Annotated in this window: 14 protein-coding genes; 3 read left to right on the forward strand and 11 right to left on the reverse strand. The window is 38.9% G+C overall.

What is annotated here, in order from left to right; translation table 11 throughout:
• Nucleotides 1-2: 2 nt before the first annotated feature.
• A complete protein-coding gene (gene holB / locus QSJ81_RS21020; protein ID WP_285719309.1) occupies nucleotides 3-992 on the reverse strand; it encodes a DNA polymerase III subunit delta' in 990 nt (329 codons plus the stop codon).
• Between the two features lie 9 nt (nucleotides 993-1,001).
• Nucleotides 1,002-1,448, reverse strand: a complete 447-nt coding sequence (locus QSJ81_RS21025; protein ID WP_285719310.1) for a YaaR family protein — start codon at nucleotides 1,446-1,448, stop codon at nucleotides 1,002-1,004.
• Between the two features lie 295 nt (nucleotides 1,449-1,743).
• Between QSJ81_RS21025 and QSJ81_RS21030 the strand changes: the two genes are divergently transcribed.
• Entirely contained in the window at nucleotides 1,744-3,024 is a 1,281-nt protein-coding gene (locus tag QSJ81_RS21030; RefSeq protein WP_285719311.1) for an ArsB/NhaD family transporter, read from the forward strand.
• 3 nt (nucleotides 3,025-3,027) lie between these two features.
• Here the strand turns inward: QSJ81_RS21030 and QSJ81_RS21035 are convergent, their stop codons facing one another.
• The 7 genes from QSJ81_RS21035 to QSJ81_RS21065 form a co-directional block, all read right to left on the reverse strand.
• Nucleotides 3,028-4,365 carry an MATE family efflux transporter gene (locus tag QSJ81_RS21035; protein WP_285719312.1) on the reverse strand — a complete coding sequence of 446 codons (1,338 nt, stop codon included), beginning with the start codon at nucleotides 4,363-4,365 and terminating at the stop codon, nucleotides 3,028-3,030.
• Nucleotides 4,366-4,542: 177 nt separating this feature from the next.
• The gene (locus tag QSJ81_RS21040; RefSeq protein WP_285719313.1) at nucleotides 4,543-5,076 is read right to left on the reverse strand and encodes a guanylate kinase; all 534 of its coding nucleotides are present in this window, start codon (nucleotides 5,074-5,076) and stop codon (nucleotides 4,543-4,545) included.
• Between the two features lie 32 nt (nucleotides 5,077-5,108).
• Nucleotides 5,109-5,795 (reverse strand): dTMP kinase, encoded by a 687-nt coding sequence (locus QSJ81_RS21045; protein WP_285719314.1) that lies wholly within the window; start codon nucleotides 5,793-5,795, stop codon nucleotides 5,109-5,111.
• Nucleotides 5,796-7,265 carry an aminotransferase class I/II-fold pyridoxal phosphate-dependent enzyme gene (locus QSJ81_RS21050; protein WP_285719315.1) on the reverse strand — a complete coding sequence of 490 codons (1,470 nt, stop codon included), beginning with the start codon at nucleotides 7,263-7,265 and terminating at the stop codon, nucleotides 5,796-5,798.
• 82 nt (nucleotides 7,266-7,347) lie between these two features.
• The gene (locus tag QSJ81_RS21055) at nucleotides 7,348-9,147 is read right to left on the reverse strand and encodes a diguanylate cyclase domain-containing protein (RefSeq protein WP_285719316.1); all 1,800 of its coding nucleotides are present in this window, start codon (nucleotides 9,145-9,147) and stop codon (nucleotides 7,348-7,350) included.
• Nucleotides 9,148-9,350: 203 nt separating this feature from the next.
• The gene (locus QSJ81_RS21060) at nucleotides 9,351-10,472 is read right to left on the reverse strand and encodes a sensor histidine kinase (protein WP_285719317.1); all 1,122 of its coding nucleotides are present in this window, start codon (nucleotides 10,470-10,472) and stop codon (nucleotides 9,351-9,353) included.
• 134 nt (nucleotides 10,473-10,606) lie between these two features.
• Nucleotides 10,607-11,743, reverse strand: coding sequence for a type III PLP-dependent enzyme (locus QSJ81_RS21065; protein WP_285719318.1), 1,137 nt, complete (start codon nucleotides 11,741-11,743; stop codon nucleotides 10,607-10,609).
• Between the two features lie 319 nt (nucleotides 11,744-12,062).
• Between QSJ81_RS21065 and QSJ81_RS21070 the strand changes: the two genes are divergently transcribed.
• Together QSJ81_RS21070 and QSJ81_RS21075 are read left to right on the forward strand one after the other, a co-directional pair.
• On the forward strand, nucleotides 12,063-12,755 hold the full coding sequence (locus QSJ81_RS21070; protein ID WP_285719319.1) for an ABC transporter ATP-binding protein: 693 nt from the start codon (nucleotides 12,063-12,065) through the stop codon (nucleotides 12,753-12,755).
• On the forward strand, nucleotides 12,748-13,497 hold the full coding sequence (locus QSJ81_RS21075) for an ABC transporter permease (protein WP_285719320.1): 750 nt from the start codon (nucleotides 12,748-12,750) through the stop codon (nucleotides 13,495-13,497). Before QSJ81_RS21070 ends, QSJ81_RS21075 begins: the two co-directional genes overlap by 8 nt.
• A 152-nt stretch (nucleotides 13,498-13,649) precedes the next feature.
• Here QSJ81_RS21075 and QSJ81_RS21080 read toward each other — a convergent pair whose 3' ends face one another.
• Both QSJ81_RS21080 and QSJ81_RS21085 read right to left on the reverse strand, forming a co-directional pair.
• Complete coding sequence (locus QSJ81_RS21080) at nucleotides 13,650-14,669, reverse strand: alpha-hydroxy-acid oxidizing protein (protein ID WP_285719321.1); 1,020 nt, start codon at nucleotides 14,667-14,669, stop codon at nucleotides 13,650-13,652.
• 183 nt (nucleotides 14,670-14,852) lie between these two features.
• The gene (locus QSJ81_RS21085; protein ID WP_285719322.1) at nucleotides 14,853-15,593 is read right to left on the reverse strand and encodes an MIP/aquaporin family protein; all 741 of its coding nucleotides are present in this window, start codon (nucleotides 15,591-15,593) and stop codon (nucleotides 14,853-14,855) included.
• Between the last annotated feature and the right edge of the window lie 40 nt (nucleotides 15,594-15,633).

The raw sequence follows: 15,633 nt of genomic DNA on the forward strand, positions 1-15,633 counted from the left end.
CTTCAAACCCCCCTTGCCAAATCATATATTTTTATCAGTAACGCTTCACTTGTAAGCCTTGTATTTGCATTGGCCTGAAAGGCTCGCCTAGCAGCTTCCACTACTTTAATGGCTTTCGTTAATTGACTTTCCTTCCACCGATCAGCCTGTTCACTCAATTCTTCCACAATATCTATATTAAACACAAATTGCTTGCCTTGCCCCGTTACAAGCAATAGTATATCACGCAATATATAGGTTAAATACCTTATTATATCTAAAATTTCGTTACGCTCCATTTTTTCTAATTTAGCTGAAATATCCCATATCTTATCAATACCGCCATAAACTACTCTTTCCATTATCTCCATTGCCTGATTCCGCAGGGTAAAACCTTCTGGTTGAAGCAATGCAATTGCAATCCCCATACGGCCGGCACTAAGGCGAGCTGCCACCTCAGACTGTCCTGGCAAGTAGCCTTTGTTAATTAACGCTTGGACTAACTCATCATCCATTAAAGGCTGAAAAGAAATCACCATACAGCGAGATAAAATAGTAGTCAGCATCATATCTTTACTTGCAGTAGTTAATATAAATATAATTTCTCCTGGTGGGTCTTCTAGCACCTTCAATAAACTATTAGTTGCTTGCGTGGTCATTAACTGAGCATTGTCAATGATACACACCTTTCGCTGGCTAATATAGGGCGCCAACGAAACTTCATGCTGCAAATTCCGAATCTGTTCAATTTTAATAGTTACCCCATCAGGGACAATTGATAAAAAATCAGGATGACTATCATAGGACATTTGTAAACAAGAAGGACACTTACCACAAGGTCGTTCTTCCTCATTATTACATAATAAAGCCGTTGCCAGTACTTTCGCAACCATACTCTTACCAATACCAGTCGGTCCAGCAAGTAAAACAGCATGAGGCATACGTTTGCTTTTTTCCATATGACGCAATATCGCTACCTGGTCCTTATGTCCAATTACATCATTCCACTCCATACTGCACCTCTACATATATAAATCCACTAGCATGCCACGAATTGCGTCTTGCTTCGCTAAGATATCCAGCTTCTTTTCCTGCCCTTGGCGCACATCTTCAGTTAAACTATCTAACGTCGCATCCACTTTTTTAATGATGGTATACACTTTCTGTCTACCATGGCGATCCCAACCTTGTTGCGATTGTAACGTATACATACGTCCTACCGCCTCACCAACAAATTGCCGTACTACTTCACGATATTTTTTAAGTTCGGAATAGGTAGGTACTTCACCTAATTTTTTCCCTTGATTGTCAATCTCCACCAATAAGGCGTTTAATCTTTCTCGAGATTGTCCATCCTGATTTTTGAGCAGGTCTGAGGCGAAATGGCCTTGAGATGTCTCGGTCTTATTCGTAGTATCTCTCTCCTGGAGAGATGGTAACTGAGGAGCACCCAACGTATTAATTTTCATATAGGTCAGTCACTGCCTTTCACGCTATATTGAGCCACAATTTACTAGAATTACAAAATAACATTTGATCATTTAAATTATAATTGTTTTACAGTAAATAATCAATTTATGCTTTTATTACTAGTAAAATAACCTATTTTCACAAGAAAACTATTTTTTTGTGAAATATTGACTCTCATTACCAATTATCGTATACTAATTCCAATAACTTTAGGCACAATATAATATCTTGTTTTTTTATGGAGGAGTCTGCAACAAGACTTCTCCATGATTTTTTTTAGAAGGAGGGTATTTTATGAATCCAGCATTGTCCTTTTATGGTGCCATCACGATCTTCATCCTTGTCTATGCCATGATCATCCTAGAAAAGTTTAATCGTACAGTGATCGCCATGATCGGTGGTCTAGTTATGATACTTGTAGGTTTTTTGAGCCAGGAAGTAGCGATCAAAGATGATATTGATTTTAACACGTTAGGATTACTTATTGGAATGATGATTTTGGTGTCCATTACGCGTCGCAGTGGTATTTTTGAGGCGATTGCAATCTGGGCAGTACAAATAACAAAAGGCTATCCTATTTCCTTACTGGCATTACTTTCTATCATTACTGCCGTTGCTTCCGCATTATTAGATAATGTTACTACAGTACTACTCATCGTACCAGTTACCCTAACATTAACAGAACGTCTCAATATAAATCCTATGCCTTTACTTATTACCGAAATACTCACCTCTAATATTGGAGGTACTGCCACCTTAATCGGTGATCCTCCTAATATTATGATAGGCAGCGCCATTCACCTAACCTTTACCGACTTTATTCTTCACTTGGCTCCTATTGCCTTTTTGATCTTACTAGTTACCATTCTTCTTTTGCTGCTATTTTATCGCAAACAATTACAGGTCGAAGAAGAACACCGTTTGCAAGTATTAACCTTATCTTCTAAAGAACAGATTAAAGATTGGTTACTATTGAAACAATCCCTATTTGTACTCACTCTTACTTTAATTGGCTTTCTGCTTCATGGTACGCTGCATCTAGAATCTGCAACCATTGCAATGACAGGGGCCATGCTACTTATGTTAGTTAGCCAGGAAGAGCCAGAAGATATTTTACTACATGTAGAATGGCCTACCGTCTTTTTCTTTACAGGACTTTTTATCTTAGTAGGTGGTCTTAAATCAACAGGCGTTATTAAAACCTTAGCCCAGTGGGCCTTAGCTTTCACAGGCGGCCAAATTGAATTAACAGCTTATTTAATCATTTGGCTTTCGGCTATCGCTTCCGCGTTTATTGATAACATACCCTTTGTTGCTACTATGATCCCTATGTTACAAGAAATGAGCGCCATCTCAGGCGCTCAGATGGAACCCGTTTGGTGGTCACTGGCTCTTGGTGCTTGCCTTGGAGGTAATGGAACCTTAATTGGGGCTTCTGCCAATGTCATCGTGGCTGGTATTGCAGAAAAAAATGGTTATCCCATCTCTTTTCGCCACTTTTTATTCGTCGCTTTCCCCTTCATGATCTTATCTATTATCATGGCTCATATTTATATTTACCTACGATATTTCTAGTATCTACATTTTACCTAATTTGCGAAGCTCCCAGAATAAGAATATACCTGTCAATAAAGCAGAAGAAAGATCAGCGATTGGGCTAGCCATCCAAGCTCCCTTGAGCCCTAATACTTTTGGTAAAAAATACAATAGGGGAATAAGTATAATTAACTGTCTCGACATACTAAGCACAATGGAGTAACCTGCTTTACCAACAGCTTGGAAGTAATTCGCCCCAATAATTTGAAAACCAATCACTGGCAGCATGCATAAATTAATCCGCATGGCTTCAGAACCAATAGCAATCAGTTCAGGGTTATCATTAAACAACATAATAATTTGTTTATCAAACACTTGAATGATTATAAAGCCCACAGTTGAAAGCAAAGTTGCAGCCCATATACCTATTTTTAAAGCCTTCATAACCCTTCCATAGTTACCCGCTCCATAGTTATATCCAATAATTGGCTGTAACCCCTGACTGATTCCAAAAATAGGCATAAGCATAAGCATTGCCATTCGGTTAATAATGCCAATGGAAGCAATGGCTAATTCTCCACTATATTTTAATAAGGTAAAGTTAAATAAAACTGTCACTAAACTAGCAGCGATCTGCATTAAGAAAGGTGACATACCAATCTTAAAAATATTAATCACAATTCTTTTTTCTAATCTAAGATTGACAGAATGTAATTTCAGCAAACTTTTCTTTCCCAAAAAATAAACTAATACCCACAAAGCCGATACCCCTTGAGACATTATTGTCGCCAAAGCAGATCCGCTGATTCCCAGATTAAAAACAAAAATAAATAAAGGATTTAACAAGGTATTAAGCACTGCTGAAATAAGAACGGTAGACATGGCCATTTTAGGATTTCCCTCAGCCCGCACAATATTATTCAAACCAAAACCTACATACATAAAAGCACTACCAAGAACTATAATCCTAGTGAAGTCCCTCGCATAGGGCAACACCGCCGGTTCAGCACCTAAACTACTTAATATCGGATCTAGAAATAATAGTATACAGGCTGTGAAAGCTATGGAGAGTATCATGGACAGAGTAAAAGCATTGCCTAGTATTTTTTCGGCTTCTTGTTGTTTTTGTTCGCCAATTCTAAGAGAAACGGTAGCAGCCGCCCCTACACCTACTAACATACCAAAGCCCATTAAAACCGTCATAATGGGAAAAGCGATAGTCACTGCGGCGAGACCAACTTCACCCACGCCACGACCAACAAAAATGCTATCAATTACATTATAAAAAGCATTTACTACCATTCCCGTAATGGCTGGTAGGGAAAATTGCCAAAGTAATGTTGAAATTTTCTCTTCCCCTAATGATTTTGAACGGTCCATAGTCCCTCCATTTTTAAAATTGATCTATTTTATTATACCATTAATTCTCAAACATCATTCCTTTTTCCCCATGGACCGCTACTACTTACATTGGGTTTTGTCTTTTTAAAACTCACTTTTTTATTAGCCAAAAGGTGAATGCTATAGCTTGCTAGCATTCACCTTTTTCATAGCTAATTATGTAGTTTGTTCCTTACTTTTGTACTCACGACAAATTTCTAAAATTTGAGTGCAGGCTTCATCTAATTGGCCATCATAATTACGAACGATATAATCACAATCCTCTGCACATTTAGAATCTAATTGTATCTGTTCTAGAATTTTTCTTTGTTGTTCTTTATCACTTTGAATCGGTAAGCGTTTTTCCAGCTGATACATTGGACAATCAATATATACAGTGACGGCAAAAGGAATGCGGTGTTTAATTTGCTGCGCACCATTCCAATCTAAGGTTACTACACAGTCTTGTGTTTTTGCTTTCTCGACTTCTTCGCGGCTAAGACCAAAAAAAGAGTTTTTATATAATACACTTTCCACTATATCAACTTTTTTAAAGTCCTCTTTTTTCACAAAATAATACGCATCCTCAGGTTCACCGATTTTTCTTGCCCGGGTTGTATGAGAGCGAAGTCTATGCATACTAGCGGTTTCTAATCTCTTCTCTATGGTTGTTTTTCCACATCCATTTGCGCCAAGTAAAACAATCAACATATGGCCTTACCCCCTATCCTATATATTGTCTACTATACCATACTACTAGCCAATATATCCTGTACCTTTTGGTATACTTCTTCATGGATTTGTGCCACAGTTTTAAGTTTTTCATCTTCAATACATTGGATTTTATGCCATTGATACTTTTGTGCGATAGCGCAGTAATTAAAATAACAGTGCTCTAAGTATTTTTCATCTCTTTCATGAATGTCTGCTTTTTCCTGCCCTTGTTGTTTTGCCCTCTCCTGCCTAAGGATAAGACTATATGCTGGCGGCATATCAAGAAACATAACTGCATCAGGAATCGGTAAACCAAATTTAATAAATTCCAGGTCCCATAGCCAATCTAGAAAAGCATCCTTTTCCTGCTCATCAATAATTTTTACCGCCTGATGAACCATATTAGACGTAGTATAACGGTCCGCAATGATAATACCACCCCGACGATAAAACTCTCCCCAATCCTGCTTATAAGACGCATAGCGATCTACAGCATAAAAACTTGATGCAGCATATGGATTCACTGCATCTGGACTATCACCAAACTCGCCATTTAAGTACATTTTAATCAAAGCAGAAGATTTGCTTTGATAATCAGGGAATGTCACTTTGCGGACACTTTTCCCCTCGGACACCAAGCGATTGTACAATTTTTCAGTCTGTGTTGCTTTGCCACAACCATCTCCAGCTTCAATAATAATCAATTTACCATTCATTTAATCCACCACTTTAATCGTTTTTAGCGTATAATCTTCAGGCCCTGATACGTGCATGCCACCTTGTTGCAGTAATTGACAGTAATCAATAATTTCCTGAGTAATCCTTTCCCCTGGACAAAGCAAGGGGATCCCTGGAGGATAAAAGGTAATAATCTCTGCACAGACCATACCTACGGATTGAGTAAAATCTACCATGCAAGTGTTTCCGAATAAAGCATCACGAGGCGATAACACCCCCTGTGGCGCTGTAGGATAAGGAGCTTTGATACATTTCTCTACTAATGAAAAGTCGTAAGGTTTTGCATGCTTTTCTGCCATATCCTTCAAAGCTGTCACCAATGCATTTACTTCGTACTCCCCATCCCCTAAGGTAATTAAAAAAAGAATATTATATAAATCCGATAATTCAGCTTGTATTTTGTATTCATGGCGTAGTATCCGCTCAGCTTCACCGCCAGTTAAGCCTAAACCTTTCACGGTAACAGTAATCTTCGTTGGATCTAAATCAAAAACACCTGGTTCCCCAACCTTTTCAGAACCAAAACAATATAAACCAGGGATTTTATTAATTTCCGCCCTTGTCCAATTGGCTAAGTCAATTGCCTTTTCTATCAATTGAGGCCCTTCTAAAGCCATCTGCATTCGTGCTACATCCAACGATGCCAACATAATATAATTGGGACTTGTCGATTGAGTTAGCTGCAGCATTGCCTTTAAATGGGGAACCCGTACACGTCCTTCTCGGCAATGAACTAAAGAACATTGGGTTAGGGCACCAATAATCTTGTGGCTGCTCTGAGCACAAATATCTGCCCCCGCATCTAAAGCTTGTATCGGTAAACGTCTGCTAAAACGAAGATGAGGACCGTGTGCCTCGTCTACCAATACTACCATATTATTTCGATGTACAAGGCTTACAATCCTTTCTAAATCCGTAGCTACACCATAGTAAGTAGGGTTTATTACCAATACCCCCTTTGCATCAGGGTGTTCAAGCACCGCTGCTTCAACCATTTCCGGCGTAACCCCCATAGCAAGCCCCAGCTCATTGTCAACTTCTGGCTGTATAAATATAGGAATTGCACCGCTTAATATAATTCCGCCAATGATAGAACGGTGAGCATTACGGGGTACGATAATCTTCTCACCAGGACCTGCAACGGCCAAAATCATGGCATAAATACCTCCGGTAGTACCATTAATAACAAAAAAACTATGATCAGCACCATATAACTGTGCTGTTAAATCTTGCGCATCTTTTATACAACCATGAGGTTCATGGAAATCGTCCAATTCTTCCATTAAAGCCAAATCTAGAGCTAAAGCATTTTTGCCAATTAGTTTTTCTAATGCAACGTGCATACCTTTGCCTTGTTTATGCCCTGGTGTATGAAAAGGAATGACTTCCTCTTTAACATAATGTTGCATCGCCGCTAGTAAGGGTGTATCCGTTTGCCTTAAACGCAACTATCTCGCCTCCCTTAAATAGGTAATTTTCCACCTGCATATTATACCCATTTAGCGTGAAAAATGACAGGTAAGCTGAAATCTAATTTAGTTTACTCCTTTTATTCCTTAATTTATCTTCATACATACTTTTATCAGCTTCTTTAAACAGCTCTTGTATATCTAAGTTCTGTCCTGTCTGGACAGCCCAGCCAATTGAAATGCGCACGACTTTCCCTTCCATAGCCCTATCTAGTTGACACTCTTTCAATTTCCCCTCAATTCCTTGGCTCACTTTTTCTACAACTAGAGAATCTGCCTCCGGCAATAAAATTACGAATTCATCGCCACCAATACGAGCCACCCTATCTCCTATACGGCAAGCTCGACGTAAGGCAGTTGCTGCGGCAACAATCAATGCATCCCCGAAAGCATGTCCTAATGTATCGTTAACAATTTTTAGCCCATCAACATCACAAACAATGATGCCTACCGACTTGTAATGTCTCGATGAAATACGCTGCATTTCTTCTTCAAAATAGGTACGATTATAAAGACCTGTAAGAGAATCATGCATACTCATATAGCGTAATTTTTCTTCCATAAGCTTACGCTCAGTAATTTCCTCCTGGGCTTGTTTATAAAGCACTGCATTATCATAGGCAACAGAAGCTAAGCCAATAAAACGTTCTAACAAGAATTTTTGCTCCTGGGTACATTCCCAACCTGGCTCGTTAATGTAAATATAAATGACACCAACAACTCTTTTATCCGAAAATAGAGGCATTCCAATAAAAACTCCACCACTTTCCATATTGTGGCTAGATCTAGAATTTGTCCTTTTCTGATAATCATTTATGATAATGGTCTCACCCGTGTTAAATACCTCACCAAGAAGGCCCTCATCTTTATACCGAATTTCGCCTAGATTATCTTCTTCCTTTCCAACGGCAAACTTAAGCTCGGCCTCTACATTACCAGGTTTTAGAAGATACAAACTGCCACTTGCATTATCAAACAATTTCACAGCCTGAGTCACGATCATAGCCAACACATCATCAAGATCTAAACGATTTAATAGTTGCAGTGATACTTCATTTAATGCTAGTAAATATTGATTTTGTAAACTTAGTTGAGCATCCATTGCCTTGCGGTCTGTAATATCAATGACAATTCCGATAATACTCTTGATGTTCCGTTCTTCATCGTATACCACGGATGCAGATAATCGAGCCCAAAAAATAGTTTTATCTTTTCTAATATAGCGCCGTTCTATATGATATTCCTGCTTCTTATTCTTAATCATTTTTTTTACTTGCTTTCTCATAACTGATTTATCATCAGGATGTGTTACCTGTTCTAAGGTAATATTATATAACTCTTCCATGGAATATCCTAACATCTCTACAAGTTTTTGATTGGCATAAATACAGTGACCACGATCATTCAGCATTCCAATTCCGACTACAGCATTGCTTAAGATACCTTGCAATTTCTCTTCACTTTTCCCTAATGCGATCTCCGCCTGCCTTGCGAGTAAAATCCTTTTTATACGATACTTCAAGACGTTCCAGTACACAGGTTTTGTTAAATACTCACCGGCTCCCGCTACAAAGGCCCGCTCTACAGCTTCTTCATTATCATAAGCAGTAATTAAAATAATGGGGGTTTTGCTTCTTTTTCTTTCTTGCTGCAAATATTCACATACAGCATAGCCATCCACCTCTGGCATAATTCCGTCCAGGATGAGCAAATCAGGCCCAATTTTGTCAAACATCTCAAGAGCTTCTCTACCGTTCGCAGCTTCGTAAACCTTATAGCCCCAAGAGATAAGGTTGTTCCGTAATATTTGACGTTCCAATTTACTATCGTCGGCAATTAGAATTTTAAATTGATGATTCATGCCATCCATCCCTTGTAATAAAATACTCTTCAATTAATAAGATTTTACGGTCTTATGACATATTATAATTGTTATATTATAACAAATACCCACATAAATCTACTATAATCCATTCATAAGATGAATAAAAAATACAAACTAAAAACTACATTTTGTTAATTCAACGAAAAAAAAGTAATAGGAATATACTCTACGTATCCCTACTACTTTAAATTTACCTTAATAATAATCTTTGTACCTACAGTTAATTCTGATTTAATTGTTAGTTCACCATTCAAAAGGTTTACTCTTTCCTGCATACCTAGTAAACCAAAACTTTCACTACCAAAATTATCTACCATCTCAAAACCTTCGCCATTGTCTTCAATGGTAGCGAACAATAAATTTGAACGAAATTCTATCACAAGGGAAATTATACTCGCTTTGGCATGCTTCTCAACATTTGTAACGGCCTCTTGAAAAATTCGAAAAAGACCGGTTTCCACATAAGAATCCAACCTTCGTTCTGTACCCAATACTCTAACTTCAGAGATAATTCCACTTCGTTCTTTGACCGCATCTAAAAAACGCTTCATTGTCGGTATCAAACCCAAATCATCAAGGGTCATCGGGCGTAAGTCGAAAATAATTTTTCTTGTTTCTTTTAAACAAACCCGCACCTGTTCCCGCAAATCCGTTATTTCTTTTTTAGCCCTAATTAAATCAATATCAATCAGCCGTTCACAAACTTCCGCACGGAAAACAATATTTGCCATAGCTTGTGCTGGGCCATCATGAATTTCTCGAGAAACTCTACGTCGTTCTTCCTCCTGGGCCTTAATTATCTTGGCCCCAAACACCTGGCTTTGTTGTAGAGATTCGATCTGCGTCACAACGCCGCCCATTTGCTCCCCTAAATACCCGAGCACCGCTCCGACCTGGGTTGTTAATCCCTCTGCCTTCGCCACTGTATTTTTTAAAGAGCGTAATCTAACTTCCAGTTCATCTCGTTGACGCCGCAGATTTTGTTCTTGCGCTCTGGCTACAGCCAACTGAATTTGATAGCTTTTAGCATCATCATACACCGCTTTAATATCTTCTTCAGTAAATACGCTAAAATTACGACTTACTTCCATTAACTTAAGTCTAGAACGCCGTTCCTTTTTTTCTAAATCATCTACTGTAAATATAATGCTAACGGTTTCTTGCTTGATACGTTCTACGTCCTTTTTTATATTTTCAACTTCATTGCGAGCAGCTTCGTAAATATCATAGATCTGCGTTTTCCCATTCTCGACAGCGGCAATTGTATTTTTAACAATTTTATCAAGAGTGTTCATGTCCATCTTTTTAATACATCCACCTTATCGATTCATTCCTCTTTCCAAATTCGACATTTTTTTAGTTTAACCTGTAATTACTAATTCTGCAATAAAAAAATAAAAAAGGGATGCCGAAGGCATCCCATCTTCATTTTGATTTACGCCTTATCCTTGATTTCTTCCCACACTAGAATAGGAGTTTTAGAAAAACCATTAAAAACGGTCGCCGATGCGGAGGTATATGCCCCACAATTGGGCACTAAAATCAAATCGTCAATGGCTAGCGGAGGCGTCATTTTGTCCTGGAACATAATGTCTAAAGAATCACAGCTCGGTCCTGCAAAGGTAGCAGGTATATTCTCAGCCTTTTTAAATGTCTCTAATTCAAAATCCCAATGATCAAAAATAACACCAGAGAATGTGCCATACAACCCATCATCTAAAAAGTACCACTGCTTGCCATTACGTTTTTGTGTGCCAATGACACGAGTAATCAAATTAGCTACCGTACCGCAGATAAAACGCCCTGGCTCCGCCCATATTTCCGTATCAGGGAAATATTTCTCAAGTCCATCTCGTATGGCTTCTAGCATAGCAATAATATCAGTAGTCTCATTAATAGCTGGAATTGGGAATCCACCGCCAATATCCAGAATTCGCAGTGCAAAACCAGCTTCCTTCGCTTTATCGAACAGGTCACGGAAAATTTCTAACGCTTCCATATAAGCATCAGCACTAGAAGATTGACTGCCTACATGAAAACACAAACCAGCAACATCAAGCCCTTGCTTACGAGCTAATTCTAGAAGTGGCAACACATCTTCAGGATGGGCACCAAATTTTTTATTTAAATCTACCAAGGCATTGGGATTGTCCACTCTAACTCTAAGTAATACAGTACCACCAGGTATCGCCTTGGCCATTTTGCTAATTTCGCTTTCACTATCAAAAGTAAATTTATATACACCGGTATCTTTGGCTACCTTAAGCCCATTGGCTGTTTTCACAGGATTGGCATATACCATACGTTCTGACGTTATGCCCATCTCTGTTAGAAATTGCATCTCGCCATCAGAGGCCACATCAAAATAGGAGCCTAGTTCAGCCAGTTTCCGGATAATTGCTTCATGAGGATTGGCTTTTACCGCATAATGTAACTTAACCCCCGGTAAATAATTCGCCAAAAAAGAATAATTACGTTCTACTTGCTCTGATGATACTACCAATAAAGGAGTATCGTACTGCTGTGCCAACTTTTCTACAGCTGCCTTTGTTAATTTGAATGAACTATTCATATCCCTCTCCCATCCTGTTTGTTATTTTTTTGCATTTTTTGCTCCTATTTAAACAGCAAAAAAAGCGACCGATTTGATTGTATCATACACTAGCAAAAGTGCAATAAAAAAATTAGTAAAAACAATAAAAAACTCCCACAAAACTGTGAAAGCTTCTTAGTTTACCAAACTTCACTCAATAGAAGGTATTTAGCTCTGTAATTAAAGAAGCAGGCTGAGCTAGTTTTTCTTTTATCTTGCGTCTTATTCGCTCAATCTATACCCTATAAAATAAGCATCTTATGATATGATATATCTATACTATTTTTGAGGTGATACCGTGAATATACTGCAATGTAATAATGTCCAACTCATTCTAAATAGACAATCCATCTTACATAATATCTCCTTTTCGGTACAAAAAGGAGAGCGAGTTGGTCTTATTGGGCCGTCAGGATCAGGCAAATCCTCTCTCTTTCGCCTTTTAAACTTACTTTTTAGCCCAACACAAGGTGAAGTATTATATAAAAACAAAAATACCTTAGACTATGCCCCTACAGAGCTACGACGTAGCGTTAGCTATATTTTACAAAAACCATATTTATTTGGTGCATCTGTACAAGAAAATATATTTTATCCTTATCAATTACTTAATCAAGAACCTAACCTAGATGAGATACGCAACTATTTATTGAAAGCAAATTTACCAGAAAATACCCTAGAAAAAAAGAACACCGCCCTATCAGGCGGTGAGCAGCAACGTATTGCATTGATTCGCTCCCTGTTAATGAAACCAGAAGTTATATTACTAGATGAAATCACAGCGGCCCTGGATGAGGAAAACACTCTGCTTATTGAAAAACTACTCATTCATGAGCAACAGGCTCACAATACAACCCTATTATTTATTACCCACAATATTTCGCAAGCAAAGCGTTTAGCGCAAAAGATTCTCTATCTTGAAGCAGGTACTATTCGTTTTTTTGGTACCAGTATTGATTTTTTTTCACAAAAAGGAGAAGCCCATGAATAATCTATCTCTTATTCTAACCTTTAGTTTAGTACTTCTATCTCTCGCTTTATCTTATAAAGAGAAACTTGGGTTAGAAAAAGACATGCTCATTGGCAGTCTACGTGCAGTAGTACAACTAACTCTTATCGGTTTTGTTTTAAAATTTATTTTTGCCCTTGATGATTTATTCTTTACAACTATTATTCTAGTGATCATGGTCTATAATGCTTCAACCGTTGCTGCGAAACGAGGGGCAGGTATTGAACAAGCCACGTTGATATCCTTCGCCGCCATCTTTACTGGTCTGGTCATTACTCTAGGTGGATTAGTTAGTTTCAAGGCCATTCCTTACGAGCCGAGTCAAGTCATCCCCATTAGTGGCATGGTCGTAGGTAATTCAATGGTCGCTACTAGTCTTTTATTTAAGAACCTCCTGAGTAATTTTCAAACGAAACGAGAAGAGGTGGAAGTCAAACTCTGCCTAGGGGCTCCACCGAAAGAAGCTTCCCTCTCCCTAATCAGAGACAGTATTAGAACCGCTATGCTGCCCACTTTTGATTCTATGAAAACCTTAGGAATTGTCCAACTCCCAGGGATGATGACAGGTCTAATTTTAGCAGGAGTTGCTCCAGAAACAGCCATCAAATATCAAATTATGGTTGCCTTCATGCTTGCGGGTGCTGTAAGCATATCTTCCTTTGTTGCCAGTTATTGGGCTTATCGCAACTTTTTTACTAAATTTGCTCAGCTAAAAGAAATCTGACTTTTTGTACTAAATTTTGAACCACAAAGACACAATGCCACTAACGTGGCACACAAAAGGGGAAAAGATATCTTAACCGCAGAGGCGCAGAGTGCGCAAAAGTGATTTATAACCCTATTTTTCTCTGTGTCCTCTGTGTCTCTGTGGTTCAATTATCTATGCCATAAAACTTCTGGCCCAATATCCTTGATGCTTTTACAGCCTGTCAGAATCATTGCAGCTTTTAGCTCGCTGGTATATTTTTCAACGATAGTTTTAACGCCTTCTGTACCGCCGCCATAAGCACCAACAATCAGCGGACGGCCAATCAAGACTCCATCTGCACCTAATGCCAAGAGTTTTAATACATCGGCTCCAGAACGCACACCACCATCAGCTAAAATGGTTATCCTTCCTTTTACGGCTTTAGCAATTTCAGGTAACACATCTGCTGCACCTGGGGTATGATCTAACACTCGGCCTCCATGATTGGATACTACAATCGCTTTTGCTCCCACTTCCACGCATTTGATTGCTTCGTCTGCCGTCATTATGCCTTTAACAATGAAAGGTAATTTGGTAGACTGTATTAATTCCGTAAGCTCCTCTTTGGTTTTCGGTCCAACAGGTTGTCCTTTTAAAGCCATCGTAATAAGTCCCGCCCCATCAAGGTCTACTCCTAAAGCTATTGCACCCGCTTTTTCCGCTAATTTGAAAAGCTCTTTAATTTCTTTTAGATCAAGGCGTGGCTTGATAATTGCGATTCCTTGCCCTGCAAGGCGAATTGATTGCAAGCCGTCTTCATACAGGCTAGGGTTCGCGGGATCACCAATCCATCCTATACTTCCAGCCAAGCTACTACCTTCTACAATCGCAGAAACCATTTGCAGTTCATTTAATGCATCCCCGGCATTAATCACTGCTCCAGTAATCGGCGCACCCATGATTGGAGTTTTAAACTGATGATTAAACATTTCTATACTTGTCTCAGGCTGCAACGCACTATGTATCGTCCGCATATTCAATTTTATATTTGCAAGGGCTTTTACGTTTTCTGCGAAAGCCTCTCCCGTCCCAGTGCCCCCCATGCCAGGGACTTCTCCTGCGCAAACTTTTCCATTACAAATAGGACATACTCGGCATTTTCCAGCCATTTTTTTCTTCGCGGTTTCTTTGATTGTTTTTACATCCATAATATATCCCCCTCTAAGTAACCATTTTACTTTTTATTCCTTAGTACTATAGTACATCAAAGTATCCATAAAATTCAATTAGCAAACTTTTAAAAAGCTACTATAGAAGCGCCTTTTCTTTTTTATATAAAAAGACTTGATGCAGATGGTTTTTTAGCCCATCTGCATCAAGTCTTTTATATATTAAAGCAACCCTGTGCTTATACAAACCCCATATGCAACAAACGCTGCAAGGAATGGACCAAAAATAGGCACCCAGACATATCCCCAGTCAGAACTGCCCTTTGTAGAAATCGGTAAAATTGCATGAATGATACGAGGACCAAGGTCACGAGCAGGATTTAATGCATATCCGCTGGGTCCGCCTAAGCTTAAGCCTACAGCCCAGATGCACATAGCAGCTAAATAATTGCCGAAGCCAGGTGCCAGACCAGTACCAGTTACTAATTTACTGCCAAAAGCAGTAAGACAGATAAATAAGAATGTAGTGGCTATAAGTTCGCAGAGAAACGCGGCCATATCATTTTTGATCATTGCGCCACTGGTAAAAGTACCTAAAATAGCTCCTTTATCTTCCGTAACTTCCCAGTGAGGAAGATACGCCAACCAAACCATAGCAGCACCGAGCATAGCACCAACTACTTCAGCTATCATAATGGGAATCGCCACGGAAACCGTATAAGCACCGGCAAGTACCTTAAATAAAACGAGTGCTGGATTTAATTCCCCCGCACCACCCAGCGCATTGCTAACAAATGCACCGAGCATTACGGCAAATGCCCATCCTGCTGTAATCGTAATCCATCCGCCACCTAATACACTAACATTTGCTCTCGATCGATTTAAATTGACATTCGCACAAACACCACATCCAAAGGTAGTCAGGACTGTCGTGCCCATAAATTCCGCTAATACCAGTGACATAAACTTAACTCCTCCTCATACTCATTTTTTTACCTAGATA

The organism is Pelosinus sp. IPA-1 (genome assembly GCF_030269905.1).
Classification (GTDB): Bacteria; Bacillota; Negativicutes; order DSM-13327; family DSM-13327; genus Pelosinus.

Coding starts and splice junctions, on each gene's coding strand:
- holB (WP_285719309.1), bottom strand. CDS start 992: ATGGAGTGGAATGATGTAATTGGACATAAGGACCAGGTAGCGATATTG.
- QSJ81_RS21025 (WP_285719310.1), bottom strand. CDS start 1,448: ATGAAAATTAATACGTTGGGTGCTCCTCAGTTACCATCTCTCCAGGAG.
- QSJ81_RS21030 (WP_285719311.1), top strand. CDS start 1,744: ATGAATCCAGCATTGTCCTTTTATGGTGCCATCACGATCTTCATCCTT.
- QSJ81_RS21035 (WP_285719312.1), bottom strand. CDS start 4,365: ATGGACCGTTCAAAATCATTAGGGGAAGAGAAAATTTCAACATTACTT.
- QSJ81_RS21040 (WP_285719313.1), bottom strand. CDS start 5,076: ATGTTGATTGTTTTACTTGGCGCAAATGGATGTGGAAAAACAACCATA.
- QSJ81_RS21045 (WP_285719314.1), bottom strand. CDS start 5,795: ATGAATGGTAAATTGATTATTATTGAAGCTGGAGATGGTTGTGGCAAA.
- QSJ81_RS21055 (WP_285719316.1), bottom strand. CDS start 9,147: ATGAATCATCAATTTAAAATTCTAATTGCCGACGATAGTAAATTGGAA.
- QSJ81_RS21060 (WP_285719317.1), bottom strand. CDS start 10,472: ATGGACATGAACACTCTTGATAAAATTGTTAAAAATACAATTGCCGCT.
- QSJ81_RS21065 (WP_285719318.1), bottom strand. CDS start 11,743: ATGAATAGTTCATTCAAATTAACAAAGGCAGCTGTAGAAAAGTTGGCA.
- QSJ81_RS21075 (WP_285719320.1), top strand. CDS start 12,748: ATGAATAATCTATCTCTTATTCTAACCTTTAGTTTAGTACTTCTATCT.
- QSJ81_RS21080 (WP_285719321.1), bottom strand. CDS start 14,669: ATGGATGTAAAAACAATCAAAGAAACCGCGAAGAAAAAAATGGCTGGA.
- QSJ81_RS21085 (WP_285719322.1), bottom strand. CDS start 15,593: ATGTCACTGGTATTAGCGGAATTTATGGGCACGACAGTCCTGACTACC.